The organism is Heliomicrobium modesticaldum Ice1, from assembly GCF_000019165.1.
GTDB classification, from domain to species: Bacteria; Bacillota; Desulfitobacteriia; order Heliobacteriales; family Heliobacteriaceae; genus Heliomicrobium; species Heliomicrobium modesticaldum.
This window is the reverse complement of sequence record NC_010337.2, coordinates 2,952,186-2,978,567: the sequence shown is the minus strand read 5'-3', so window position 1 is coordinate 2,978,567 and position 26,382 is coordinate 2,952,186. Positions and strand designations below refer to the sequence as shown.

Genomic DNA, 26,382 nt, shown 5'->3' with positions numbered 1-26,382 from the left:
CAACCGATGGCCCTTACCAAAGCGGAAGTGGAATACGTCGCCATGCTGGCTCGCCTGGAACTGTCTGAGGCGGACTTGGAACGATACACGACCCAACTCAACGCCATCCTCGATTACGCCCAGCGCCTGCAAGGGCTGGACACGAAAGACGTCCCCCCGACAGCTCATGTCTTCCCGCTCCACAACGTCATGCGCGATGATCGCATCGACCCCTCCATGGAACGGGAGAGGATCGTCGCCAACGCGCCTGAAGAGGAAGATGGCTTTTTCCGCGTTCCCCGGATCGTGTGATGAGTGGTAGACCTGCCCTGATCACCGACCCCCAACGATCAGCATCGGAACCGGTCGCCGGAACCGACGAATGGAGGATCTCCGTGAAGCTGTACACGAAAACAGCCCATGAACTACACGACCTGCTCGTCCGCAAGGAAGTCAGCGCCACTGAAATTGTCAAGACCCAGGCCGACAGGATGCAGGCGCTGGAACCGAAGATCCGGGCTTTCGTCACCCTGACGGTGGACAAGGCCCTCGAACAAGCTGCCCGCGTCGACGCTAAGATCGCCGCTGGTGAGGCCATCGGTCCCCTCGAAGGCATCCCCATGGCCATCAAAGATAACATGTGCACCGACGGCGTGCGCACCACCTGCTCCTCGAAAATTCTCAACAACTTTGTGCCGCCCTATGACGCCACCGTTGTCACCAAACTGAAAGAAGCCGGCGCCGTCATGATGGGCAAGACCAACCTCGACGAGTTCGCTATGGGTTCTTCCACAGAGAACTCAGGCTTTTTCGCCACCTGCAACCCTTGGGACATCGAGCGGGTGCCGGGCGGCTCCTCAGGCGGTTCTGCCGCTTCCGTCGCCGCCGGACAGGCTGTCTTTTCCCTCGGCTCCGACACGGGCGGTTCCATCCGCCAGCCCGCCGCCTTTTGCGGCGTCGTCGGCTTGAAGCCCACCTATGGCGCCGTGTCCCGCTTCGGCCTCATCGCCTTCGCTTCTTCCCTCGATCAGATCGGCCCCTTCACCCGCGATGTGCGCGACTGCGCCCACGTCATGAACGCCATCGCCGGCCATGACGCCAAGGACTCTACATCAGCCCCAGTCGACTACCCCGACTACACGTCGCTGCTCGGCAAACCGATCAAGGGCTGGCGCGTCGGCCTGCCGAAGGAGTACTTCGGCGACGGCATGGACCCTGAGGTGAAAGAGGTCATCGAGAAGGCCGTCAAGACCATCGAAGACCTCGGCGCCGAAGTGGCCGAATGCTCGCTGCCCCATACGGAGTACGCCCTCCCCGTCTACTACCTGATCGCCCCGGCCGAGGCGTCGTCCAACCTGGCCCGCTATGACGGCGTCCGTTACGGCTACCGTTCTGAGTCGGCCGACGACCTGATCACTATGTTCAAAAAGACCCGCGCTGAAGGCTTCGGCGACGAGGTGAAGCGCCGCATCATGCTGGGCACCTACGCCCTCAGCTCCGGTTACTATGATGCCTACTACCTGAAGGCGCTCAAGGTGCGCACCCTGATCAAGAACGATTTCGACCAGGCCTTCGAGAAGTTCGACGTCATCCTTTCACCGACGACGCCTACGGTGGCTTTCAAGTTCGGTGACCGCACCGACAACCCCCTTCAGATGTATCTGTCCGACATCTACACCCTGTCGGTCAATCTGGCGGGCATCCCCGGCCTTTCGATCAACGCCGGCTTCGCCAAGGGCATGCCGGTGGGCCTCCAGATCATCGGCAAACCCTTTGATGAGGCCCGCCTGCTCCAGATCGCCTACGCCTATGAAGAGGCGACCGGTTGCCACAGCAAGATGCCGGATTTGGGGGTGTGACCGTTGGGCCAATCAATGAACGTCATGAATGAAACGAATGCAATGCACGAAACGATGGAAAGAGAATTCGATTTTGAGATCGTCATGGGCCTCGAAGTCCATGTCGAACTGCACACGAAGAGCAAAATCTTCTGCGGCTGCACGACCGAGTTCGGCGGCGAACAGAATAGCCACGTCTGTCCCGTATGCCTTGGTTTGCCCGGCGTGTTGCCGGTCCTCAACCGTCAGGTGGTCGACTACGCCATGAAGGCCGGTCTTGCCCTCAACTGCGAGATTGCCGAGTTTTCCAAGTTCGACCGCAAAAACTACTTCTACCCCGACCTGCCGAAGGCGTACCAGATCTCCCAGTACGACCTGCCCATCGCCAAGAACGGGTATATCGAGATCGAGGCAGGTGGCAAGCAAAAGCGCATCGGCATCACCCGCGTTCACATGGAAGAAGACGCCGGCAAGCTCGTTCACGCCGGCGCCGTGAACCTCTCCGGCGCCGATTATTCCCTCGCCGATTACAACCGGACCGGCGTGCCGCTGATCGAGATCGTCTCCGAGCCGGATATCCGCTCCATCGAGGAGGCCATCGCCTATCTGGAACAGCTGAAGGCGATCCTAGAGTACACCGAGGTCTCCGACTGCAAGATGGAGCAAGGCAGCCTGCGCTGTGACGCCAACGTGTCTCTGCGTCCCTGGGGGCAGAAGGAATTCGGCACCAGGACGGAACTGAAGAACATGAACTCCTTCAAGGCCCTTCAGCGCGCCCTCGAATACGAGATCGAGCGCCAGGCCGAGATCTTGCGCGAAGGCGGCGCGGTCGTCCAGGAGACGCGCATGTGGGACGAGGCGAAGGGCATGACCATCTCTCTGCGCAGCAAGGAAGAGGCCCACGACTACCGCTACTTCCCCGACCCTGACCTGGTTCCTCTCGTCATCTCCCGCGAGTGGGTAGACAAGGTCCGCCGGACCCTGCCCGAGTTGCCACAAGCGCGGCGCGCGCGTCTCATCCAATCTTACGGCCTGCCCCGGTATGACGCCGACATCATCGTCAGCTCGAAGGCCATGGCCGATTACTTCGACGCCGCCTGCGCCGCTTACGGCATCGCCGTCCCCGCCGGAACGGAAGCTGACGGTAAGGCGAAGGAGCGGGCCAAGCAGATCTCCAACTACATGATGGGCGAACTGACGCGCTTCCTCAACGCTTCGGAAAAGGGCTTCCAGGACAGCCCGATCAGCCCCGATAACCTGGTCGGCCTCCTGCGCCTGCTGGAAGAAGGCACCATCTCGACGAAGATCGCCAAGACCGTCTTTGAGGAGATGTTTGCCACCGGCAAGGCGGCCAAGACGGTCGTCGAGGAAAAGGGCCTCGTCCAGATCTCTGATGAGGGCGCCATCGCCAGCGTCATCAGCGAGATCGTCGCCGCCAACCCTTCCGTCGTTGCCGACTATAAGGCTGGCAAAGAGAAGGCCATGGGTTTCCTCGTCGGCCAAGCCATGAAGGCGACAAAAGGGAAAGCCAATCCCGGTCTGGTGAACAAACTCCTGAAAGAAGAACTGGCGAAGATGTAACGGACCCGAGTCAGCCGAACAGCGCACAAAACTCCGGTGAGATAAGAGATTGCCCTTTCCGCGCACGGACAAACACCTCTACACATGAGAACAAGGAAGGCGAAGAGACATGCGCATCGCAATCGTCGGGTTGGGCGGTGTCGGCGGGTATTTTGGCGGAAAAATCGCTGCTGCCGCCGCAGCGTCAGGGGAAGATGAAGTGTTTTTCCTGGTCCGCGGCCGACACCGGGAAGCCATCGCAGCGCGCGGATTGGTAGTCAAAGGCCGGGAGGGCGAGTTTACAGCCAAGCCGGCTCTAGCGACAGAGGACGCCGCTGAGATCGGCCCTGTCGACTTTGTGCTCTTCTGTGTGAAGACCTATGATCTCGAATCGGCGGCGGCCAAAATGATACCCCTCGTCGGGGAACAGACGATCATCCTGCCTCTGTTAAACGGTGTCGATCATGCCAAGCGTTTGCGGGCCGCCCTGCCTCGGGGCCGGGTGCTCAATGGGTGTTGCTATATCTTCTCGATGATCGAATCGCCCGGCGTCATCTCCGGTGGTGCCGGCCGCATTGTCTACGGCGTCGACAGCCAGCCGGGCTTACCGGAAATCCTTCCCGAGGAACTCGAAGCGATCGCGGGCCTGTTTCGTCGGTCCGGCATCGCGGCCAAGCATGTCGCTAATGCTGACGTGGCCCTGTGGAGCAAGTATCTGCTCATCTGTTCCCTCGGCGGCATCACTTCCTACTATCAGGCCCCTGTCGGCGCCATCACCGGCGATCCCCGGCGACTGGCCCAGTTGCGCGCCATGATGGAAGAGGTGGAGGCTGTTGCGCGTGCCCAAGGCGTTCCCTTGCCGGAGGCGATTGTCGAAGAGACCATGAAGTCGGTCTTTTCCTTTGGCCCTGACAGCACCACATCGATGCAACGGGATTTTGAGAAGGGAAATCGGACAGAACTGGAGTCTTTTTCCGGGTATATCGTCCGTACAGGCGCCGAGCTCGGCGTTCCGACGCCGACCCACGGCGAGGTATATGCTAAGCTTATCGGACAAAGCGGCTGAACGGTATCGACCAAACCAGATGAAAAAAAGAGGCTGCACACACCCATGAACGGTGGTGTAGCCTCTTTTTCTTCACCGCAGAAAAAACCGCCGCCGGTTCTGCGTCATGGTGACTTTTCCAAAAAGCCAAAAACCGATATTGAATCAAGTGGTTTTCTCCATGGAAAGAACAGGAGAACGATTTTTTCCGTCGAACAGAATAACAAGAAAATTCCTTCGTCCAGGCACCTGTTTCGGAGTTTCATGTTGCACAGAGGACCCTTTCGTGGAAAGATTCATGTAGCCCAGTGAAAGGAGCGTCGAATTATGGATAACCGGGAAAAGACCGGCGCCGAGATCCTCAATGAATTGATTCGCAGCGCCCCCTATTTTAAAGCAATCATTCCCTTTGACTGCATGATGGGGATCACAGACAGGGAGCATTTTATCTATTACTCGCCCGGCAAGGCTATCGATATCCGGATCCGCGTCGGTGAGGCCGTAAAACCGGGCGACGGTATGTACGAGGCGTTGCGCTCGGGGGCGCCGTACACAGCGATCATCCCCAAGGAGGCCTTTGGCGTACCTTTTAAAGCGGCGACAGCCCCTATCCGAAACGAGCAGGGGCAGATCATCGGGGCGTTGGGGCTGGGGCTGGATATGTCGGCTCAAATGGAACTTCAAGATATCGCCCAGTCGTTGGCCGCATCGTCGGAAGAGATGACGGCCACCAGTCAGGAGGTGGCCGCCACCGCCGGCAACCTGGCTTCGCACCTTTCCGAATTGAAAGCCTCCAGCGAAGCGGTACTGCAACGCCTGAAAAAGACGGACGATATCCTCAAATTCATCACCGGCATCGCCAACAAGACCAACCTGCTCGGGTTGAACGCCTCCATCGAGTCGGCCCGGGCGGGGGAACATGGCCGCGGCTTTTCCGTCGTAGCCGGAGAAATCCGCAAGATGTCCATGGACAGCGAACAATCGGTGAAGGAGATCAAAAACATCCTCACCGCCATCGCCGAAGAGATCCAGAAGATGGGCCAGAAAATCTCCCGGTCGGACGAACTCAGCTCTGTCCAGGCCCAGGCTACCCACCAAATCTCCGAAGCGATGGAACAATTGGCCCTGACGGCGGAAAAAATTCAAATGCTCGCGAAAGACATGTAAGCGCGCAAATCGGCTTGGTTTCCTCGAATGCTATGTGGAACAAGCCTCGGTGGGGGAGAGTAACTGCGCTTCGATGCGTCCCATCCGGAAACGCTGCAGCATGTCGATGAAGGGCCGGTGGTGCAGCGGGTTTTCGGCAAAATAAAACAGGTGGCTGGAACAGGCGCAATCAGAGCAGCCGAAACGGGGCGTCTCCCCCTCGGCGATGGGACGGAGCGCCTGGGCCAGCTCATGTTCCAGGTCTTCCGTCGTCCGCACGGCCAGGGCGGTGCAGCTCGCCGCCGCATGGCGCAGGTAGTCGATGTGCCAGTGGAAGTTCTTGCGCTTGCGGCAGTGGCGCTCGATGCGCCGGCTTAGGTTTTTCCGGGCGCTGCCCGTATATACATAATAGCCGGGGCGGAACAATCGCTCTCCTAGGCTGCCTATGGTCAGCCCCAACTCTGCGGTCACTGCCAGGACGAGGAGGTAACAGCCCCCGTCTTGAAGTTCTTTTTCGAGAAAATCCCAGGGGATGGCCACCGGGGCAACGGCGTCGCCAAGGCTCAGGTCGTCGTGCCAGGACAAGGCAAGAGCCTGGAGCCACAAATCCTTTCGGACTGCCAGGAAGGTTTGGGCGAAGGCATAGTCGGTGTGATAGTCGGGCAGAAACCAGCGCGCCCGGGGCCATTGCACGGCGATGAGCACGCCGCAGGCCACGCCCTCTTGGCGCGAGAGGGCAGCCAGTTCTTCCAGGTGCCGCCGCCCTCGGTCGGTGACGGCATCCGGGAACATGGCCATGGCGCCTTCAAAGAGGGTGCACGATTTCACCTCCAGATAGAAGGGCTTGCCCTGGCGTTCCAGGAGAAAATCAAAGCGATGACGGCCCACTTTCACTTCCGGCCGGATGACAGCGGCATCCTCCAGGCCAGGTATGCGCCCTTCGGCAAGCAGCTGGTGGATCACCTCGTTCGTCTTGTGGGTGTGCAGCATCACCGGCAGTCCATCGCGCTCGACAGCGACGACGGTATAGGCGGTTCGCCGGCCTTTGGCGGCGGCGGACAGATAGAGGTTCACACCGGGAAAAAACAACTCCCAGAGTCGCCCCGGATTGGGCAGATAGGCCCGGACGGTTTCTCCATCTAAGTCGCATTCTACGATAAAACGGTTGGGCCGGCGGAGAAAGGCGGCTGTTTTCACTTCACCGAAGAAAAGGCCGGACAAGGTGCATTTCCTCCAATCCCGCCGCAGCGGCGGCGATGCTACTATTCTATCCTTTTCGACACATGGGAGGAAGGCTATTTTTCGAAGGCCGCTCTGTCGGCGTGAAATAGGGCATGCGTAATCGCCTGCTTCATGGTATGCTGTATTGTGATGACAGCAACAAGGGGGTTGTTCTGTGCTCTACCAACTCGTCGCACGCAATCGCAGCTTTCGGCGCTTTCATGAGAGCCATGTCGTCAGCCGGGAGACGCTGACGGAACTGATCGAATTGGCCCGTCTGTCTGCCTCGGGGGCAAACCGGCAACCGCTTAAGTACATCCTCTCCTGTGACCGGGAGAAGAACGAACGGATCTTTCCGACCTTGGCTTGGGCAGGCTACCTGAAGGAGTGGCCGGGACCTGTCGCCGGCGAAAGACCCTCCGCTTATATCATCATCCTTGGCGATCGGGAGATCAGCCAAAACTACTTCGTCGACCACGGCATCGCCAGCCAGAGCATCCTGCTTGGTGCTGTGGAAAAAGGTCTAGGGGGATGCATCATCGCCTCCATCAAGCGTCAGGAACTTGCAGAGGCCTTGCAGATACCCGAACGTTACGAGATTCTCCTCGTCATCGCCCTTGGCAAGCCGAAAGAGACGGTCGTCATCGAGCAGATCGGGGCGGACGGCGATGTGAGGTACTGGCGTGATGAGGATGGCACCCACCATGTGCCGAAGCGTCCGCTGAGAGAACTTATCCTGGAATAAGAGAAACACCGATATAAAAAGGCCGGCGCCCGATTTTTTTTACGGGACCGGCCTTTCGGCGTTTACGGTTTTTTTGAATTGTAGCGGGTGATGTCTCGCTTGGGCGACGTCCGCTTTTACCTGTGATATCTCTGCTTCACGGTTGATGTTTCAAAGCCTTTTTGTGATGCCCTGTTGGATTCGCGCTTGGGCAGATCACCGCCCGAAGAAGGGGAATGTGGGATAGACATAGCACTGGACGCCTTCGAAGATATAGCCGCCTCTGCCCCGGCCCAATTCGTTGAAATTGGTCGTATAGAAATGATCGCCGGCGGTGGGGTTCCAGTAGCGGTACAAGGGAGCAGTTCGGGGACGCTGGGTCGGGAAGACGTAACAGGCGATTCCTTCGAATTGGTACCCCTGGGCGCCGGAGCCCAGCTCATTGAAGTTGGTGGTGTAGAAGTGGTCCCCGATGGTGGGGTTCCAGTACCGGTAAAGGGGCGTTGTGCCGGGACGCTGTCTCGCGAAGACGAGGCAGGCGATCCCTTCGAAGCGGTAACCGCTGCGACCGAAGCCGAGCTCGTTAAAGTTGGTCGTGTAGAAATGGTCGGTGATGGACGGGTTGAAGTAACGGTAAAAGGGAACAAGATTGCGCTGGCGAAACTCGCCGAACTCTTCGGGCTCTCCCGGCGTAGGTCTCGGTCCCGGAAAGGGGCCGGGACCAGGGAAAGGACCCGGTCCGGGGAAAGGTCCCGGTCCGGGGAAAGGTCCCGGTCCGGGGAAGGGACCCGGTCCGGGGAAAGGACCCGCTCCGGGGAAAGGACCCGGTCCGGGGAAGGGTCCCGGTCCGGGGAAAGGACCCGGTCCTGGGAAAGCTCCCGGTCCTGGGAAAACTCCCGGTCCGGGGAAGGGTCCTGGTCCTGGGAAAGCTCCCGGTCCTGGGAAAGCTCCCGGTCCGGGCTGGGGTCTGCGGGGCTGCTGCCCCGGCGGCTGGCCGGGTTGCTGTGAAGCCCCCAAGAGTTCGTCATCATCATGATACATCGAGGCGACACCATCCTTACCGATCAATCGCGGAGTCTTCCCATCGAGTTGTCTTTTACGGGAAAGACTCCGGTCTGCCATAACATATGAATGGGGATAGGAAACGGTGAAATTTTCCTAAAAAGAAGCCCGCTGTGCATTGTTACAGCGGGCTTCTTAGGTTATTCCTTTTTTATGGGCTAACCTCAAGCAAAGGCCAGCAACTGCGCCATAATCGCCGTGACAAACGTCAGCAGCGCCGATAGCACGAAGGCCGTCTTGATCACTTCGCTCTCGATGCCGAGGGCATCAATCGTAGCGGCGGCGTTTTGCAGCTTCGCTGGCGAGATGACGCTGGCCAGACCGCCGCCGATGGCAGTCCCGGCGATGACGATCAGGGGATCCACATTGAGGAGTTTGGACGTGAGCAGGTGGTACTTGGTGAACATGGCGATCGTCGAGGCCTCGCTGCCGCTGACAAAGCCGCCGAAGAGCCCCAGGTAGCCGCTGATGAAGGGATAGAGACTGCCGAAGGCCGAAGCAGACGCTTTCGCGAGGATGGAGATCATATTGGTGGCCGGGTCGGCGATCTTCCAGGCGCCCTCCACATTCTGCATGCCCGAATTGTTCATCACAAAGGCGATGGCGAAGAAGACGGCGGCGGCCAAGGTTGGTCGCGGCGCCCGCTGGAGCCACTTCGATACCGTCTCCGACAGGGTCCCCCGGTTCGGTTTGAGCCAGATCATGGACAAGGCCGTGCTGACGAGTACCCAGGTGTAGGCGTTCCAGAGCATGCGCGTCTTGATCACCTGTCCGGGGATGATCGAGACCGGCATGGCCCAGTCGGCAAAGAGCAGTTTGAAGAGGGGCGGGAAGAAGTTCGTCAAGAGCAAAATGGCACAGAGGATCAGCCAAGGCGACAGCGCGACCGGCAGAGACATCTGTGCTTCCACGGCCCGGTCCGCCTCGGTCAGGTTGGAACGGTCGATGATCGGCCGTCCCGTCACCTTGAGGTAGAGGAGCATGGACAAGATGGTGAAGAAGCCGGCGATCACGCCGGTCAGCACGACACCGGAGGCGAAAAAGGGTATGTAACTGATAGCGACGGCCGTACCGCCGTTGGTCACTCCGGCGATCAGGCAGGGCAGGAAGCCCTTGCGGACGAGTTCCCAGCGCCCGACGATCCAGAGCATGCCGAAACCGATCAGCGTCGAAATGACGGGCAGAAACTTGGAAAAGACCTGGGCCGACTGGACGAGTGATGTGCCCGTCAGGTCGGCAAAGACGACCAGCGGCGCGCCGAGCAGCGCATAGGTGCAGAGGGCGTCAAAGCCGATGGCCGGCAATGCCACGGCGACGAAGGTCGAATAGCCGAGGGCCACCAGGATCGGCGGCAGGATCGAAACGGGCGTGGCGCCGATGGAGACGAGGAGCGTGCCGGCGCCCACGTTGAGAAGCATGATCTGCACAGCCTTGTCCTGGGGGGCTAAGGTCTTGACGAAGACGACGATGCGCTTTAATGCGCCCGTCCGTTCCATAAAGGTGATCTGCAGGATCGAGGTGAGCACCATCAGGGAAACAGGAAAAGAGGAGACGACGCCGGCGAGGCTGGCGCGCAATCCAGCCTCCCAACTGGTGGCGAAGAAGACACAGGCGATCAACAAAGTGAGCAACCATCCTACCATGCCGCTGAGGTCAGCCGCCATCCGCCGCCAGGTCATCAACAGGACAATGACTGCGATCGGAAGCAGGGTCAGAGAAAGAGAAAGTGCCAAAACTACCGTCCTCCCATACTTGGACATATTTTTTTGAGTTCGATTATACCACAATGGGGGAAGGGGTTTAACCCCTCACGGGCGACGGTGGTATGAACATCGATCTTTCCCGAAATAATCACGGCCGTGCGCCACCGGTTGCCGGTCGTCACCATCGTCTTCCTGGTTTCAATGATTTTTTGATTTGAATCCATCCTATGAAGATGGGGCTGATTGGGTCGATTCTCACCCCTTTTTCCTTGACAGGAGAGCAAATAGAGCCTACAATTTAGATAATTAGACAATCATCTAAATAATATCAAAAGGAGTGGCTGCCGATGAACCAAGTCTTTTCGGCTTTGGCCGACCCGACACGGCGAGCCATTCTCCACTTGCTCCGCGAGGGGGAGAAAAACGCCGGAGAGCTGGCGGCGCCGTTCAACATCTCCAAACCGAGCGTGTCCCATCATCTACAGGTGCTCAAGGGGGCCGGACTCGTTACCGATGAGCGGCGAGGGCAGCAGATCTACTACAGCTTGAACACCACCGTCTTTCAGGATGTGATGGCCTGGATCCTGACGATGACCGAGCGGGGCGAGCCGCCCAAGTAAGCACATGAACTCAAAAAAGCAAAATACAAAAAGGAGAGAGAAGCCATGAAAAAAGGAGTTTCTTTCTGGCTTAATGTCACCCTTTGGCTTGCCACCGTTCTGGTCTCCCTATGGGCCTATCCACAACTGCCGGAACAAGCGCCGGTGCACTGGAATTATGCCGGTGAAGCGGACCGCTACGGCAGCAAGCTGGAACTTGTCGCTGTCGGTCCGGCCATCACATTGCTGGTCCTGGTGCTTTCGCAAGTGTTACGCCGACTCGACCCACTGAAAGCGAACTACGGAAGGTTTTCATCGTCCCATGACACTGTGATGACAAGTGTGATAGCCTTTATGTTCTTTCTCCAGATGACCGTCATCGCCAACGGCCTCGGTTGGGCCGTCAACGTGGGAAGAATCGTCCCCGTCGCCGTCGGCATCCTGTTCATCATCCTGGGCAATGTGATGCCGCGCGTCAAGCAGAATCACTTCATGGGTTTCCGCGTCCCCTGGACGCTGGCCGACCCGCGCGTTTGGGACAAAACCCAGCGCGTCGGCGGATACACGATGGTGCTGGGCGGCCTGGCGATCATGCTGCTCGGATTGTTTGCGCCGCGACTGCCGCAAGCCGCCGGGATCGCCCTATTGTTGACGACCGTCCTCGCCATCATCTTTGTCCCGACCGTCTACGCCTGGTGGCTCTATCAGAAGAGCGGAACGCGGACGGTGGGGTAGCGCGGAGGTGGGCCAGGTTCAGCGTTGTAAAGCGATAGTTATCGGCGGGCAAGACAGGTTTTACGCCTGCCCTTGTTGAAAGTAAGGGCAGGGGAGGCGGTCTAAGTGTTTGGCTTTGGCATCAAGAATAAAACCGTAAAAGAATTGCGCAAGAACCAAGGGCTGACGGCGAAGGAACTGGCCCAGCGACTCAAACTAGATGCGATCGACATCCTGCAAATCGAGGACATGCGGTTGAAAGATGTGCCAGAACCGTTGCAGTCGAAGATAACCCCGATTTTGCGGGGGGATGATACGGATAAGATGAAGTGGTTGTGACTTTTTTGAACGCTCCGGAGCATATCCGGGGCGTTTTTTCAGTGCGCCCGGCATGGGCGTTGTCTCTAGGGTGGAAGTCCCGAACGCCGAAGGTGGCAGTAGGCGTTAGCTTAAGGCAAGGGTGTCCGTCGCGAGGCGGAATCTGAAGGAAGCCAGCGGCAAACCTTTGTCGTCGCTCGACTGATCCAACAGGCCCTGAACCAGATCCTGATGCCGATCTTCGACCCTGACTTTTCCACGAACAGCTACGGATTTCGTCCGGGAAAGAGTGCGCACCAAGCGGTGAAGAAAGCGAAGGAATACATCGCCGACGGCTACCGATGGGTGGTTGACATGGACCTGGCCCAGTTCTTTGATCGCGTCAATCACTGGGCGGAGTCGAAGCATCGCGATGGAGGACCGACTGGACACCCTCAACCAATACCTGAAAGGCTGGATGGGCTACTTTCGACTCATTGATACGCCAAGCGTGCTAAAAGAGCTGGATGAGTGGCTTCGCCGACGACTGCGGATGTGCCTGCTCAAGCAATGGAAGCGCCCGAAGACACGAAGACGAAACCTAGTGGCGTTGGGCATTCCGGAGGAATGGGCATGCAACATCAGCGGCTCACGAAAAGGATATTGGCGTCTGTCCTTGACCCCGCAAATGAATAAAGCCCTTGGCCTCGCCTACTGGCGGGAACAGGGCTTAGTCAGTTTAGTCGAAACATACCAATCTCATCGTCAACCAGCATGAACCGCCGTATACCGAACGGTACGTACGGTGGTGTGAGAGGACAGGGGTTAATCACCCCCTCCTACTCGATTCTTGTTCCGTTAAACTCACTCGATTATCACCCCGTCCCTTCTGACTTCTTTATACAGATTTGCTATAAAAGGACTCCTTCGTTCCCATTGATTGATTTCCACTGGGACGAAGCTCAGCGTTGTATCGTACTTTAGATTTGTTTCAAAGACGATATCCGAAATAAGTCTGCATTCGGAATCAGACAGTTCCTTATCTGCTACAACCAGGATATCTACGTCCGAATCCTCCCCAGCAGTTTGACGAGCGACTGAACCAAATAGCACAAGGTATCGTAATGGAATAGTTTTCTCTAACCTTTCTTTAAATTCTTGAAGGGCTTTGCGTTGATTGCCTGATAGCGCAAGGCTTTCCAACGTCTTTTGGCTATCCAAAATCATCATCGAATCACCTTCCTTGTGCTCATCCACCACTTACAGCTAACATTATATCCCAAAAGCGAGCTATAAAGGACATACTTTTATCTCACGCCTACACCTCATTTTACCATCGTCCGCCGGAAAGCCCCTGGTTTTAACCACGGGGATGAACGGCGGATTTTGCGAGTAAACCCACATACTAGAAACCTGAATCCGTGACAGGATAAGAAGTAAACAGTCGAAATTCAGCGCATTTCCCCCGTCCTGAATCCGTGAGTCGACTTAGCAGTACCCCAATGATTTTCCACAAAAAGTAATTCGTGTTACAAGAATTTAATCCAATTTCATTAGATAGCCATTTGAACACGTCGCCTTATCAAAGAAGGTGGTGCCGTCAAGAAACGAGATCCATAGAAGCGTACAAAGCTAACCTTTGACACATTTTACATCTAAAGGTCTATCCCATCGAATGAATTTGATTTTTTAGGAAATCCTTGCCGTTTACGAAAAAGCAAGATAGAGATCCTTAAACGTTGCGTACCAGGGACTATGCGCCCCGAGCCGGAGCTTCACTTGTCTGGCATGTCTCACCAATCGAGACGCAATGGTGATCACATTTTGAAGTACCGTGAGTATCCGGCGGCGCTGCGTATGGGCCTTTCTCTTTAGAGGAGAATCCAGACGGCGTAAGCTCATTTGATCAACGATCACATCTACGTCTACCGTCAGATAGTCCGTAGCGCCGACCCGAACAGGTGTCAAGGGAGCTTTTGCTTTTTTGATGAGACGAGCAGATTCTTCCATAATGATGTCGTTCCATTTCAAATCCGTCTCAACAACCTTTTCAAATCGTTGTCGTAACGTGGGACTGGAGGGTACGATGTCGACGCCCATGGCGTATCGGCGTATCGAAAAAAGTCATCTCCACGAGCCAGCTCAATCGCATCGAAGTCATTCTTTCCCTGACAGAGAAGGCCCAGGTAGCTCAGAGCAACAGTTCCGTGGCTTATATCTGGTGTCAAACAAGTGGGCACAGTGGACTTATCCAATCGCAATTTCAATGAAGTCTTTCTTAACAAGGCGCCCACGAGCGCCAATCCAGTTACCGGTGTAAGCTCCTCATTCGATTGCTCGATAATGAACTTCTTCATGGTTATGCATTCACCCCGTCGGTGAGTTCAAATCACTCCGATTAAACTCGTTTATCTCTATTATACGGGGAAATGCGCTGAATTTCGACTGTTTACTTCTTATCCTGTCACGGATTCAGGGAATTCTAAACACTATTGCAGTATATTACCAATGAGAGCCAATCAATAAAAGACCTGCTATAATAGAAAAAAGGTTCCTGATGCGACGCGTTATATAACAGTTGTTAAACTTGGAGGCTGGCAGGGTGAACGAAGTGATCACTTCCAACGACCAACTGATAGAGACGATCAATGGATTATTGAAGGCGAAAAAAGGCAGAAAGATAAATATCATCAACGACAAACTCACCTTATCCGTCTTTAGCGAACTCTCGAAGAATCTGAGTAACGTTGACACCATCAACTTGATTATCCGCAATACCCAAAACATCCCCGGCAGCAACGAAGTGCCTCGCGAGTTTGAAATCCAACACCGCGATCGGGAACTGTTCTTTAATGCCTATGACATCATCCAGAAAAACAAGCTCCAGCATTTTGCCAAAGCCAAGTCGATGTACACCTTTATCCAAAAGCATGTAAACGTCCACAAGACCAAAGAACCGGACAAGATAACCGGCAACATCATCATGATCGATGATGAAGTGGCCATCCACGGCACATCCTCCCTGGAACTCGCCAAGAAGACGAAGCGAGGCGACGTTGCGCCTATTCATTTCAACTCGATGGTCCTGTCTAAGACCGAGATAGAAAAGTTCCAACGAATGTTTCAGATCGTATGGAACAACCCGGCCTATACGGAAGATTACAAAGAACAGTTGCTTGAAAGCCTAAACTACGTATACAAAGACTACTCCCCGGAATTCCTCTACTACTTCACCTTGAAAGAGATCTTTGGAGAGTACCTTGACAGCGGCATTGACCGCTTTGAAAAGGACAAAAGCGGATTCAAGAAGACGATCATCTGGAACAGCCTCTACGAATTCCAAAAAGACGCCGTCGTCTCGGCCATTCAAAAGATCAACAAATACAACGGCTGCATTATCGCAGACAGCGTAGGCTTAGGCAAAACCTTTGAGGCCCTCGCAGTGATCAAGTATTTTGAACTCAGGGAAGACAATGTGCTCGTCTTGTGTCCGGCCAAACTCTATGACAACTGGGACTCCTTCAAAAACCCTTATGTCGATAACGCTTTTGTCAAAGACAACTTTAACTACAAAATCCTCTGTCATACCGATCTAACACGCACCAAAGGCTACTCGAAAAGCGGCATCGACTTGGCTAGGATCAACTGGAGCAACTTCGATCTGGTTGTCATCGACGAATCCCATAACTTCCGCAATCGTAACGAGGACCCCGAACACCAGAGCCGCTACATGAAACTGCTCAATGACATCATCAAACGAGGGCGTGGCACAAAAGTGCTGCTCTTATCGGCAACCCCCGTGAACAACTCATTGGTTGATCTAAAAAACCAGATCAACATCATCACGGCAGACCAAGACCATGCCTTTGAGGAAGCCGGCATCAGCAGCCTATCCAACCTGCTTCGCAAAGCCCAGAAGGAAATCAATGACTGGATGAAAGACGATGAGCGGACGAAGAACGCCCTCCTCGATCGGCTGCCGGGCGACTTCTTTAAGCTTCTTGAAATGCTGACCATCTCCCGCAGCCGCCGGCACATCACAGCCTATTACGGCAATCAAAACATAGGAAAATTTCCGGAAAAACTTCCGCCAAAGACCTATTATCCAGAAATCGACACACAAAATCGCCTGTTATCCTTTCAAGAGACCAATGAAGTGTTAGAATCTCTAAAACTGGCTGTCTATGCGCCCATGACCTACATCAAATCAGAATATAAAGAGTATTACCGAAAAAAATATCAGACCGTTCACGGCGACAGGGTTTTGTTCTACCATGAAAGCCGCGAACTGATCAACGCTCGGCTGCACCGGTTTAACCTCTTCAAACGGCTGGAAAGCTCCGTCTTTGCCTTTTCCGAGACGATCCGGAGACTGCTCGCGAGAATAAACGATTACATCGATGCGATCAGCCGCAGTCAATCGGGGGACGTGCAACTGGAAGGCGAAGACTACAGCGAAGAAGATGTCGTCTTGAACTACAAATATGAGATCAAAGTGGAGCATCTGATCGCGGCCGATTTTCTCGAAGACCTGTACTACGACAAAAACATCTTAGAAGGCTTGTACAGCAAGGCTCAACAACTGTTGAACGAAAAAAGGGACGCCAAGCTAAAAAAGCTGGAAGAGGTCATTGTCGATAAAATCATCCATACGCCCTATAACCAGGGAAACCGAAAAATCCTCATCTTCACGGCCTTTGCCGATACAGCCAACTATCTCTACCGCCACATCGCCCCAGAACTCTCCAAGCATCAAATCAACGTAGCTTCCATTACAGGCTCAGGCGAACCACGGACAACGATGAAGCAGATCCGTTCCGAATTCAACACGATCCTGCGCCACTTTTCTCCCCTGTCAAAACTGGGGCAAACGTTGCCGAAACAGGAGCAGATCGATGTGGTCATCGCTACCGACTGCATTTCAGAAGGACAGAACCTGCAAGACTGTGACACCGTGATCAACTACGACATCCAATGGAATCCCGTCGTTCTCATTCAGCGCTTTGGCCGGATCGATCGCATCGGCAGCCAGAACAAACAGATCGCCATGATCAACTTCTTCCCGAACCTGGAACTGAACGAATATCTCCAACTCGAACAGAGAGTCAAAGGAAAAATGATGGCCGTAAACCTGTCATCGACAGGCGATGAAGACTTCCTCTCCCCTGAAATGAACGACTTCATCTTCCGGAAAAGACAGTTGGAGCGCTTGCAAGAAGAAGTGATTGAGATAGACGAACTGAATGACAACCTATCCCTGACCGACTTGAACATGAACGATTACCTGTACGAATTATCGGGATATGTCCAGAACCATCCTGAGATCAATCGCGTCCCCCCTGGGGTCTATTCCATAGTGGATGGCGAAAAGCAGGGTTGCCTTTTCTGTTTCCGATACCAGAAGGATAAGGCGAAACCCGCCACAGACAGTTCCATCTATCCCTATTATGTCATTTACATCAGCAAAGACGGCCAGGTTTACTATGGCAACCACAATGCCCGTGAAGCCTTGAAAGCCTTCCGGAAAATGGCTGTTGGCAGAGACAAGCCTGATCCCGCCTTGTTCAAAGCCTTTAACAAGCGCACCAAGAATGCCGAAGATATGTCCGTCTATTCCCACCTGCTCAATCAAGCCATAGCGGCCATACAGGGCGATGAAGAGAGAAAGGCAGAGGCAACCATCTTTGACTTCGGCGGCTATAACAACGAATTTGCCAATACAACTAGCGACGATTTTGAGTTGATCTCTTTTCTGGTCGTCGAATAGAGGTGAAGCCATGCTGGCCATTCCCGACGCCTATCGGATCGAGAAAACCTTTGCCTTGAAAACCTTCCTGACATCCGATGTCACACCGGCAGAGAAAAAGCGACTCAAAGAGAACGTACAAGAGGTGCGGCTATCCTACCAGATCGCCGGAGAAGCGATCCCGTCCCTGATCGATGACGAATATGACTGCCAGGCGATCCTCTTTTTCACGGTCCGCCTGAGTGACTTGAAGCATGCCCCCTTTACCGGAACGCTTTTTCAGCGTCTCGTCAAACCCCTCTGTGTCATCCGGTTCTATGACCACAGCCAACACCAGCTCTTTTGCTTTGCCCACAAAAGGCTGAATCGACAAGACAGGACCCAGATCGTCCTCGAAGATATGCTATGCTCCGCTGCCACGTCGATGCGCTTCGCCGACGAGGTCAGCAGGTTGATGGAAGAGCACATCTTTTTTGACAAAATCGGCAACAGGGGCAACAAACTGGACTATTACCTGGAAATGATGGGCAAGGCCTTTATCATTTCTAACCTGTCCCTGTGGTCAGGCATGAAGGGGCTCCTGCATTCAAAGGCATGGTATAACCGGGAGAAGACATTGCACCTCTACCGTTGTCTCAAGGAAACGCAACAGAAGAAAAATGAACTGAAATCCGCCAGGACCGTCGCCGAGCAGGCGCAGATCAACGGAGAGCTAAAACGCCTATATGCCCGATTGAACGACATAATCGAAACTACTTAGGGAGGAAGAACATGGAGTTCTCAAAAGTTCAAAAGGAAATATTCAATCCGATCGCTGAAAATGTAAAAAAGCTGGCCCAACTCTTTCCTGCTGCCGTGAAAGACGGGCAAGTGGACTTGGAAGCCTTGAAAGCGGAGCTGGGACAATTTGAATCGGTCAGCGAAAAAATGTCGGAGCGCTATGAACTCGGTTGGGTTGGCAAGGAAGAAGCGAAGAAGCTTGCCAACCAGGACGTGGTCGGCCGAACCTTGAAATATGTGCCAGAGGAAAGCAAACACCCTGAAACGACAGAGAACCTGTATATTGAAGGGGACAACTTAGAGGTTTTGAAGCTACTCCGGAACAGTTATTACAATAAGGTGAAGATGATTTACATTGATCCTCCGTACAACACGGGCAATGATTTTATCTACAAAGACAACTTTGCGATGAATCAGCGTGAAAACAGTGCATTGGAAGGCGAGATAGATGAAATGGGAGAGCGTCTGATTGTTAATCAAAAGAGTAACGGGCGGTATCATTCCAACTGGTTGTCGATGATGTATCCTCGGTTGAAAGTTGCCAAGGATTTGCTAAAAGAAGATGGTGTGATCTTTATTAGCATTGATGATAATGAACACTCAAACTTAAAATTATTATGTGACGAGGTATTTGGTTCTAATAGCTTTATTGGAGACATTGTTTGGCGATCAAGTGACAATAGTAACAATAATGCGTTGACGTTTTCGGAGGATCATAATTATATTTTGGTATACGCAAAAAGTCCGGATTGGAAACCTAATTTCCTTAATAATGATAGCAAAAGGCAACACTTTAAAAACCCAGATAATGATCCTCGAGGTCCATGGTTTGATGGAAATCCCGTAAATAATCCAGGATTAAGACCAAATCTCCAATTTGATATAATAACGCCAAGTGGGAAACTTATTAAACATCCACCAAACGGATGGAGATGGTCCAAAGAAACTATTGAAGAAAAATTAAAGACAGGTGAACTGCGCTTCTCTGAAGATGAAACACGCCTTATAAGAAGGACTTATTTATATGAAATGAAAGGGTTACCGCCTTCAAGCTTGTGTATTGATTTGGAGATAACTGGGCACACAAGAAGAGCGAAATATGAATTAAAAAAGTTGTTTCCAGAAGTACCTGTAACAAGTTTATTTAGCACTCCAAAGCCAACGTTATTATTGAAATATATACTAACAATAGCTTCGGATAATAATGCTATTGTTTTGGATTTTTTTTCAGGTTCAGCAACATCAGCGGATGCTGTTATGCAGCTAAATGCTGAAGATGGGGGTAAAAGAAAGTTTATTATGGTTCAATTACCTGAAGTTTGTGAGAGTGGAGATTATGGAAATGCCGTTAAGTTAAAGAACATCTGCGAAATCGGCAAAGAACGCATCCGCAGAGCCGGAGACAAGATCATCGAAGAAAACAAAGACAAGAAGGGCATCGAAAACCTCGACATCGGCTTCAAGGTCTTCAAAGTGGCCGACACCAATATCCGTTGGTTCAGTGAAGCGATGAAATCCGATCAAATGACACTTGATGAAAGCGCCATGACCGATAAAGACAGGTTGGACTTCACCCCCGGCTTTACCGATCTCGATGTGGTCTATGAGATCCTGCTCCGTCACCGGGATATCCCCTTATCGTCCAAGGTGGAGAAAGTAGCTTCTATTGGAGAGAGAACCTATATCTTCGCCGACACCGTTCTCGTTTGCTTGGAAGAAAACGTAACGGAAAGCATGATTGATAAAATCGCCGCCATCGAGCCCATGCCCACCAAGATCATCTTCCGTGACAGCGCCTTCGGCGCCGACATCAGCTTGAAAACGAACAGCATGCTCCGATTGGAAGCGCAGATGAAGAAAAACAGCGGCCTGAAGAAGAAAGCCTATCGCGTCGAGTTCATATAAGGGGTGCCATGATGACCAACCGTATTGCCTTTCAATTTGATGACAAGTTGGGCTATCAGAAAGATGCCGTCAACTCTGTCGTCAACCTCTTTAAAGGCGTTAGCCGCCACGATGACGGAACTATCTATCGCCAACTACAGAGAATGAAGAAACTCGTCGAAGGCGATCCTGTGCGCAACCCGCAACTGGTTTCACCGGCAAGGCTCCTGCACAACCTTCGCGAGGTGCAGCAAAAGAACAAGCTGTTCACCGATCATGAACTGAAAGGGAACAACTTTACCATCGAGATGGAAACAGGCACAGGCAAGACCTACGTGTACCTGCGGACCATTCTCGAATTATACCGCGCTTATGGCTTTACGAAGTTCATGATCGTTGTACCGACCATTGCCATTCGAAAAGGCGTAGAGAAAACCATGGCCATGTTGCGGGAACACTTCAAAGGCATCTACGACGGCCTGGACATAATGAACCATGCCTTCGTCTACGACTCCAAGAACTTGAAAAAGATCAGCAGCAGTTTTGTGGAGACGAGAGACCTCAGCATCGTGGTCATGAACATCCAGGCCTTCAATAAAGATTCCAACAAAATCCGTCAATCCGACGAATATGGCCAGATCCTATGGGAAGACATCCGGTATATTCACCCCATCGTCATCATCGACGAACCGCAAAAAATCGAGGGCACAGCGAAGAAGAAGAGCGCCTCTCTGGAAGCCATCGAGGGGATCGATCCTTTGTTTGTCCTGCGTTATTCAGCCACCCATAAAAGCCGGTACAACCAGGTCTACAAGCTCGACTCCTTCGATGCCTATCAAAAGGATCTGGTCAAGAAGATCCAGGTAAAAACCGTCCACGGCGCCATACCGAAAGACTTCCCATACGTTCGTTACGTAGAGTTCACAAAAGACCTCTTTGCCAAGATCGAACTGTTCTGTGTGGAGCAGGGCGGGCAGATTCGCAAGAAGCAGGTCAAAGTTCGAGGCGGCGATTCTCTTTTTGAATGTTCTGGGAACCTGGATCAATACAAAAACATGTTCGTCATGGAAGATCCGCACAAGCTAAAAAAGCTGAAGATCAGCAAGTGGGACGATATCCTGGAGCTTGCCGTCGGAGAAAACAATGCCGACATCAGTGAAGAAGAAACGATCCGAATCCAGATCAGGCTGGCCATTAAGAGTCACCTGGAGAAGCAATACAAGATCTTGAAGAGCGGAAGAAAAATCAAAGTCCTCACCTTGTTCTTCATAGACGCCGTCAACAAGTATCGAGACACCAGCTCCCCTGATGGCCGAGGGGAGTACCTGCGCATTTTTGACGAAGAGTATAGCAAGATCATCACGGATAAAAAGGGGAAGCAGCTTTTTGTCGAATACCCGGAGCTGTTTAAAGATTATAAAAATGTACACAAGGTGAGAGAAGGCTATTTTGCCGTCGATAAGCACAAAAATGCCGTAGAGATTGAAGATTGGGACAAGGTGATGGATGAAGATAAGCTGAAAGCCAAGTCTCAAGAAGATATCGACCGGGGCATTGAACTGATCCTAGAGAAGAAAGACGAGCTCATATCCTTTGAGGAACCCTTGGCGTTCATCTTCTCCCACTCGGCGTTGCGGGAAGGCTGGGATAACCCGAATGTCTTTACCCTCTGCACCTTGAAAAAAGGCGGCTCCGATATTGCAAAAAAACAAGAGATCGGCAGAGGATTGCGCCTCTCCGTAGATATTGAAGGCACCCGATGCACAGACAAGACGATTAATGAATTGACCGTCATCGCCAATGATTACTATGACCAGTTTGCCGCAGCACTCCAAAAAGATTTTAATGAACAGGCCGGCTTCAATAAGGAAGAAGTCACCATCGATGTGATTCATGCCTCACTCCGGAATGCCGGCATTCCGGAAAACAAGATCATCGACCTGACGGAACCCCTTCGAAAAGAACTGATCGAACAGAACATCATCAACAAAGAGGGCATGCTGACCAAAGACGCCAAGAAAATTGAAGCCATCACCTTTATCCATGAAACGCTGCAAGAGCACAGCATCATGATCAAGAAAGCGTTTATTGAAGCGATGCAGGCAAAAGGCAGCAAGAAGATTCTCATTAAAAACGGCGACGAAGAACCCATCGAGAATGGCGCCCACAGTTATATATCAGAAGAGCAATTTGAACAACTGCTCAAGGAACTGGGCAAGCGCATGTCCCAACGGACCCTCTATCAAGTTAACATCGATAGTGATGCCTTCATCGAAGAATCGGCGAGAGAACTGAACGAACTCCTGCGGTTTAAGCGGGTCCTCTACGAATACAATATTGAAACAGGCAAGGCAGAGTTTGACGAACAGAAAAAGTTCCGCCTCTCTGAGTCGGTGCAACAGACCTTTTTCAGTGAACCGGAAGGGCTGGATTTGCAAAAAAGCCAATTCGAGATCATCAACTATATCATGTACCACACCCTGCTGCCCCGTCTGGCCATTTATAGGATCATATCGAAGCTGGAGAAGGCAACCCTCCTAAAGAATCAAGACATCCTCGATGTAGTGACGCAAAAGATCAAGGAAAAACGAACCGAATTCATGGCCAAAGGCGTTGTCCGCTATGAAGCCATTGACGGCTATGTCTTTGACGAGTCGACCATATTCGAAGCCGATTCGATCGACATGGGCATGCTTGAAGACGTCGCATCGCTCGTCTTTCAAACGAGCGCAGATAAAGGCAGAGCCGTCCATAAGTATTACAAGTTCGACAGCGATGGTGAACTCCAATTCGCCAAAAGACTCGAAGAAGACGAAAAAGTGCTGCTATATACCAAGATCAAAAAGGGAGGCTTCGTCATTGATACCCCCTATGGCGAATATTCTCCTGACTGGGCTGTGATCCGTAAAGGAGAGGATGATCAAGCCAGGCTCTTCTTTATCGTGGAAACGAAGATAGACAAAGAGGATAAGGATCTGAATGAAGTGGAAAAAACAAAGATCAAGTGCGGCAAACTTCACTTCAAAGCCGTTGCCCAAGATGTTCAGTTTAAGCAAGCGAAGAATTATGACGACTTTTTGCTGAAGATCACTGTATAGCAGGCCTGGCAATAACGATGACCAAGCTTCCATTACTTGACGCTCCCCAAAGATGATGATAGATTAGAAACACTGAAGTCATGAAGACTTTGCGCGGTTCGGATTAATATCTCAAAACTCGGCCCATGAAGGGTAGTTGTCCCTATGAAAGGGATTGGTGACACACCCGTAATGGGTTATTTTTTTGAGAGGGGTAAAGCAACATGCATATGGCCGACGCGCTCATCTCTCCTGTCGTGGGAGGGACCCTGTGGGCGGCTGCCGCTGGAGTGGCGGCCTATTCCATGAAAAAAGTCCAGCGCAATATCGATGAGAAGATCATCCCCATGATGGGGGTGATGGGCGCTTTCGTCTTCGCCGCCCAGATGATCAACTTTTCCATTCCCGGAACCGGGTCGAGCGGACATCTTGGCGGCGGCATGCTGCTATCGATCCTGCTTGGTCCTCATGCCGGCTTTTTGACGATGGCCTCCATCTTACTCATTCAGGCGCTCTTTTTTGCCGACGGCGGTCTGCTCGCTTACGGCTGCAACCTCTTCAATCTCGGCGTTTATACCTCTTTTGTCGCTTACCCATTCATTTATAAAGGCATCATAAAAAAAGGCCTGACGGCGAAGCGTATCCTCGTGGCTTCGCTCATCTCGGCGATCGTCGGTCTCCAACTGGGCGCCTTCAGCGTCGTCATGGAGACGCTCTTATCGGGCAAGACGGAACTGCCTTTTAACATGTTCCTCTTGTTGATGCAGCCGATCCACCTGGCCATCGGCGTCGTGGAAGGGCTGGTCACAGCCGCTGTCGTCACCTTCGTCTGGAAAAGCCGTCCGGAGATCCTAGAACAGGTGACCGCCGGTCGGCCCTACGGCGCTATCTCTTACCGCAGAGTGGTGCGGGGGTTGGCGATTTCAGCCGTCCTCATGGGCGGCCTGCTGTCCTGGTTTGCCTCGGCCAATCCGGACGGATTGGAATGGTCCATAGAGAAGGTGGCGGGAACAGCCGAACTGGAGGCCTCCGGTGACCTCTATCATGTTTTCGCCGACATCCAGAGCAAAACGGCCATTTTACCGGATTACGACTTCAAAACCGCTGAGACGAAGCCCCTGGAGACACAGGCGGCGATGACGCCGAGAGCAACGGGAATACCGGAAAAGCAACCGGACGACGCCGGATCCGTTGAAAGCAACGGCTCAGCGTCGGCAGATCCGCTTGCATCAAGTGAATCCGACGAACCAGCTTGGCCCAATGTCAACGCGGGAACCTCTGTAGCGGGCATCGTCGGCGGCCTGCTCACGCTGGCCCTGTCTGGGCTGATCGGATTTCTGATCCATTTGACAAAGCGACAGCAACGAAAGCTGAACGTCTAAACAAAAGGACTTCTTCCGGTAAAAAACCCGACGGGGACGGGCAACGATGTTGAATATTACCGATTCGCTCCTTAGCATGAGACAACTGGACGATCTGGCGCGTCAGCAGACGTCCATCCACCGGCTTCACCCGGTCACGAAGTTGCTAACCACAGTTATTTACTTAGCTGTGGTTACTTCTTTTGACAGCCGGGCCATCGGGGGACTGTTGCCGCTAATTCTCTTTCCGGTCGTGCTGCTGACCCTCGCCGAACTGCCGCCTGCGGCCATCTTCAAGCGCGTCCTCTTCGTGGAGATCTTTGTGCTGACGCTCGGCATCGTGAGCCCCTTTTTGAACCGGGAGGTCGTCAGCATCGGCGGCGTGGCTCTCTCGGCGGGATGGCTCACCTTTTTCTCCCTGCTCCTCAAGACCGCCCTCACGGTGACGGCGACGATGATCCTGATCGCCACGACCGGGATGGACCGGATCGCCGTCGCCCTGCGCATCCTCAAAGTTCCGAAGCTCTTCGTGCTCCAGATGATGCTGACCTATCGGTACATTTCCTTGCTGCTGGAAGAGGTGCAGCGCACCGTCATGGCCTATGCGCTGCGCGCGCCGGAGCAAAAGGGCGTCCACCGGTCGGCCTGGGGCTCTCTGGCGGGGCAACTGCTGCTCAGGACCATGGACAGGGCCCGGCGTGTCTATGAGGCCATGCGCCTGCGCGGTTTTACCGGCGATTATCACGCCGGAGAGGTGGGACTGAAGCTGGGCGCAAGGGATATCCTCTTCGCCGCCGGTTGGATCGGATTTTTCTTAACGGCCCGTTGGGTGAACCTTTCATCGTGGCTCGGTTCTTTGATTACGGGGGTGGCTCCATGAACGGCGGAAAATTGGAAGTAAAAGACCTGCGCTACAGCTATCCCGATGGGCACCCGGCCGTCAAGGGGCTGTCCTTTCGCGTCGCGCCGGGAGAGTCGGTGGCCATCATCGGGGGCAACGGCGCCGGCAAGACGACGCTGCTGTTGTTGCTGATGGGCCTTTTGTGGCCCTCGCACGGGGAGATCCTCGTCGATGACCTTCCGGTGACGAAAAAGACCCTGCCCCAGATCCGGCAGCGGATGGGCATGGTCTTTCAGGATCCCGATGATCAGTTGTTCATGACGACCGTCTATGACGATGTGGCCTTCGGCCCGCGCAACAATAAGCTCGATGAAACAGAGGTGGAAAAACGGGTTGAGGCGGCCCTGGCGGCTGTCGGGATCAGCCATCTTAAGGATCGGGCGCCCTTTAAGCTCTCCGGCGGGGAAAAGCGCGCCGCCGCCATCGCCTCCGTCTTGTCAATGGGTCCCGATATTCTCGTCATGGACGAGCCCACCTCGGCCTTGGACCCGACATCGCGCCGGCGATTTATGGACCTGCTGCGCCGCTTTCCCCATACGAAGATCATCACCAGCCACGATCTGGACATGGTGTACGAATGCTGCGACCGGACGATCGTCGTCCAAAACGGCCAAATCATCGCCGACGGGATGACGAAAAGGGTCCTGCTTGATGCAAAACTGATGGAAGCGAGCGGGTTGGAGCTGCCGCCGGCCGTGCAAGGTTGCCCGGTGTGCGGTCGGCGCGCCTAAGGCGCTTACATCTG

General features: G+C 53.5%; 22 protein-coding genes and 1 pseudogene. 18 read left to right on the top strand and 5 right to left on the bottom strand.

Annotated features, from left to right (window positions below):
• Positions 1 to 6: 6 nt before the first annotated feature.
• The 5 genes from gatC to HM1_RS16475 all read left to right on the top strand — a co-directional run bounded on the left by gatC (position 7) and on the right by HM1_RS16475 (position 5,589).
• Positions 7 to 291: an Asp-tRNA(Asn)/Glu-tRNA(Gln) amidotransferase subunit GatC gene (gene gatC / locus HM1_RS13780; RefSeq protein WP_012284008.1), complete on the top strand. Its 285-nt coding sequence runs from the start codon at positions 7 to 9 to the stop codon at positions 289 to 291.
• A gap of 83 nt (positions 292 to 374) precedes the next feature.
• On the top strand, positions 375 to 1,838 hold the full coding sequence (gatA, locus tag HM1_RS13775) for an Asp-tRNA(Asn)/Glu-tRNA(Gln) amidotransferase subunit GatA (protein ID WP_012284007.1): 1,464 nt from the start codon (positions 375 to 377) through the stop codon (positions 1,836 to 1,838).
• A 54-nt stretch (positions 1,839 to 1,892) separates the two neighbouring features.
• Positions 1,893 to 3,398 carry an Asp-tRNA(Asn)/Glu-tRNA(Gln) amidotransferase subunit GatB gene (gene gatB, locus HM1_RS13770; protein WP_012284006.1) on the top strand — a complete coding sequence of 502 codons (1,506 nt, stop codon included), beginning with the start codon at positions 1,893 to 1,895 and terminating at the stop codon, positions 3,396 to 3,398.
• Between the two features lie 109 nt (positions 3,399 to 3,507).
• Positions 3,508 to 4,443 carry a ketopantoate reductase family protein gene (locus tag HM1_RS13765; protein ID WP_012284005.1) on the top strand — a complete coding sequence of 312 codons (936 nt, stop codon included), beginning with the start codon at positions 3,508 to 3,510 and terminating at the stop codon, positions 4,441 to 4,443.
• A 306-nt stretch (positions 4,444 to 4,749) separates the two neighbouring features.
• The gene (locus HM1_RS16475) at positions 4,750 to 5,589 is read left to right on the top strand and encodes a methyl-accepting chemotaxis protein (protein WP_012284003.1); all 840 of its coding nucleotides are present in this window, start codon (positions 4,750 to 4,752) and stop codon (positions 5,587 to 5,589) included.
• Positions 5,590 to 5,619: 30 nt separating this feature from the next.
• Here the strand turns inward: HM1_RS16475 and sfsA are convergent, their stop codons facing one another.
• A complete protein-coding gene (gene sfsA / locus HM1_RS13755; RefSeq protein ID WP_012284002.1) occupies positions 5,620 to 6,789 on the bottom strand; it encodes a DNA/RNA nuclease SfsA in 1,170 nt (389 codons plus the stop codon).
• A gap of 175 nt (positions 6,790 to 6,964) precedes the next feature.
• Here sfsA and HM1_RS13750 point away from each other — a divergent pair, with 175 nt between their 5' ends.
• Positions 6,965 to 7,534 (top strand): nitroreductase family protein, encoded by a 570-nt coding sequence (locus HM1_RS13750; protein ID WP_012284001.1) that lies wholly within the window; start codon positions 6,965 to 6,967, stop codon positions 7,532 to 7,534.
• Between the two features lie 195 nt (positions 7,535 to 7,729).
• Here the strand turns inward: HM1_RS13750 and HM1_RS15865 are convergent, their stop codons facing one another.
• The gene (locus HM1_RS15865; RefSeq protein WP_049754192.1) at positions 7,730 to 8,581 is read right to left on the bottom strand and encodes a hypothetical protein; all 852 of its coding nucleotides are present in this window, start codon (positions 8,579 to 8,581) and stop codon (positions 7,730 to 7,732) included.
• 158 nt (positions 8,582 to 8,739) lie between these two features.
• Positions 8,740 to 10,335: an L-lactate permease gene (locus HM1_RS13735; RefSeq protein ID WP_049754263.1), complete on the bottom strand. Its 1,596-nt coding sequence runs from the start codon at positions 10,333 to 10,335 to the stop codon at positions 8,740 to 8,742.
• A 290-nt stretch (positions 10,336 to 10,625) separates the two neighbouring features.
• Here HM1_RS13735 and HM1_RS13730 point away from each other — a divergent pair, with 290 nt between their 5' ends.
• The 5 genes from HM1_RS13730 to HM1_RS16310 all read left to right on the top strand — a co-directional run bounded on the left by HM1_RS13730 (position 10,626) and on the right by HM1_RS16310 (position 12,666).
• Positions 10,626 to 10,898: an autorepressor SdpR family transcription factor gene (locus HM1_RS13730; protein ID WP_012283996.1), complete on the top strand. Its 273-nt coding sequence runs from the start codon at positions 10,626 to 10,628 to the stop codon at positions 10,896 to 10,898.
• 45 nt (positions 10,899 to 10,943) lie between these two features.
• Positions 10,944 to 11,612, top strand: a complete 669-nt coding sequence (locus HM1_RS13725; protein WP_012283995.1) for an SdpI family protein — start codon at positions 10,944 to 10,946, stop codon at positions 11,610 to 11,612.
• Between the two features lie 105 nt (positions 11,613 to 11,717).
• Positions 11,718 to 11,930: a RodZ family helix-turn-helix domain-containing protein gene (locus HM1_RS13720; RefSeq protein WP_012283994.1), complete on the top strand. Its 213-nt coding sequence runs from the start codon at positions 11,718 to 11,720 to the stop codon at positions 11,928 to 11,930.
• A gap of 180 nt (positions 11,931 to 12,110) precedes the next feature.
• Positions 12,111 to 12,389 (top strand): reverse transcriptase domain-containing protein, encoded by a 279-nt coding sequence (locus HM1_RS16315; RefSeq protein ID WP_335324187.1) that lies wholly within the window; start codon positions 12,111 to 12,113, stop codon positions 12,387 to 12,389.
• Positions 12,322 to 12,666: a group II intron maturase-specific domain-containing protein gene (locus HM1_RS16310; protein WP_049754190.1), complete on the top strand. Its 345-nt coding sequence runs from the start codon at positions 12,322 to 12,324 to the stop codon at positions 12,664 to 12,666. Before HM1_RS16315 ends, HM1_RS16310 begins: the two co-directional genes overlap by 68 nt.
• 86 nt (positions 12,667 to 12,752) lie before the next feature.
• Here the strand turns inward: HM1_RS16310 and HM1_RS13710 are convergent, their stop codons facing one another.
• Together HM1_RS13710 and HM1_RS15405 are read right to left on the bottom strand one after the other, a co-directional pair.
• Entirely contained in the window at positions 12,753 to 13,118 is a 366-nt protein-coding gene (locus tag HM1_RS13710) for a nucleotidyltransferase domain-containing protein (RefSeq protein WP_012283991.1), read from the bottom strand.
• A gap of 477 nt (positions 13,119 to 13,595) precedes the next feature.
• Positions 13,596 to 14,251: pseudogene (locus HM1_RS15405) on the bottom strand (hypothetical protein).
• Positions 14,252 to 14,490: 239 nt separating this feature from the next.
• Between HM1_RS15405 and HM1_RS13700 the strand changes: the two are divergent.
• The 7 genes from HM1_RS13700 to HM1_RS13670 all read left to right on the top strand — a co-directional run bounded on the left by HM1_RS13700 (position 14,491) and on the right by HM1_RS13670 (position 26,368).
• Positions 14,491 to 17,655, top strand: coding sequence for a helicase-related protein (locus tag HM1_RS13700; RefSeq protein WP_012283990.1), 3,165 nt, complete (start codon positions 14,491 to 14,493; stop codon positions 17,653 to 17,655).
• A 10-nt stretch (positions 17,656 to 17,665) separates the two neighbouring features.
• Positions 17,666 to 18,394, top strand: coding sequence for a DUF4391 domain-containing protein (locus HM1_RS13695; RefSeq protein ID WP_012283989.1), 729 nt, complete (start codon positions 17,666 to 17,668; stop codon positions 18,392 to 18,394).
• A gap of 11 nt (positions 18,395 to 18,405) precedes the next feature.
• A complete protein-coding gene (locus HM1_RS13690) occupies positions 18,406 to 20,319 on the top strand; it encodes a site-specific DNA-methyltransferase (RefSeq protein ID WP_012283988.1) in 1,914 nt (637 codons plus the stop codon).
• Between the two features lie 11 nt (positions 20,320 to 20,330).
• Positions 20,331 to 23,396: a restriction endonuclease gene (locus tag HM1_RS13685; RefSeq protein ID WP_041314062.1), complete on the top strand. Its 3,066-nt coding sequence runs from the start codon at positions 20,331 to 20,333 to the stop codon at positions 23,394 to 23,396.
• A gap of 203 nt (positions 23,397 to 23,599) precedes the next feature.
• The gene (locus tag HM1_RS13680; protein WP_012283986.1) at positions 23,600 to 24,757 is read left to right on the top strand and encodes an energy-coupling factor ABC transporter permease; all 1,158 of its coding nucleotides are present in this window, start codon (positions 23,600 to 23,602) and stop codon (positions 24,755 to 24,757) included.
• Between the two features lie 46 nt (positions 24,758 to 24,803).
• A complete protein-coding gene (gene cbiQ / locus HM1_RS13675) occupies positions 24,804 to 25,616 on the top strand; it encodes a cobalt ECF transporter T component CbiQ (protein WP_012283985.1) in 813 nt (270 codons plus the stop codon).
• Entirely contained in the window at positions 25,613 to 26,368 is a 756-nt protein-coding gene (locus tag HM1_RS13670) for an energy-coupling factor ABC transporter ATP-binding protein (protein ID WP_012283984.1), read from the top strand. Before cbiQ ends, HM1_RS13670 begins: the two co-directional genes overlap by 4 nt.
• The last annotated feature ends 14 nt before the right edge of the window (positions 26,369 to 26,382 follow it).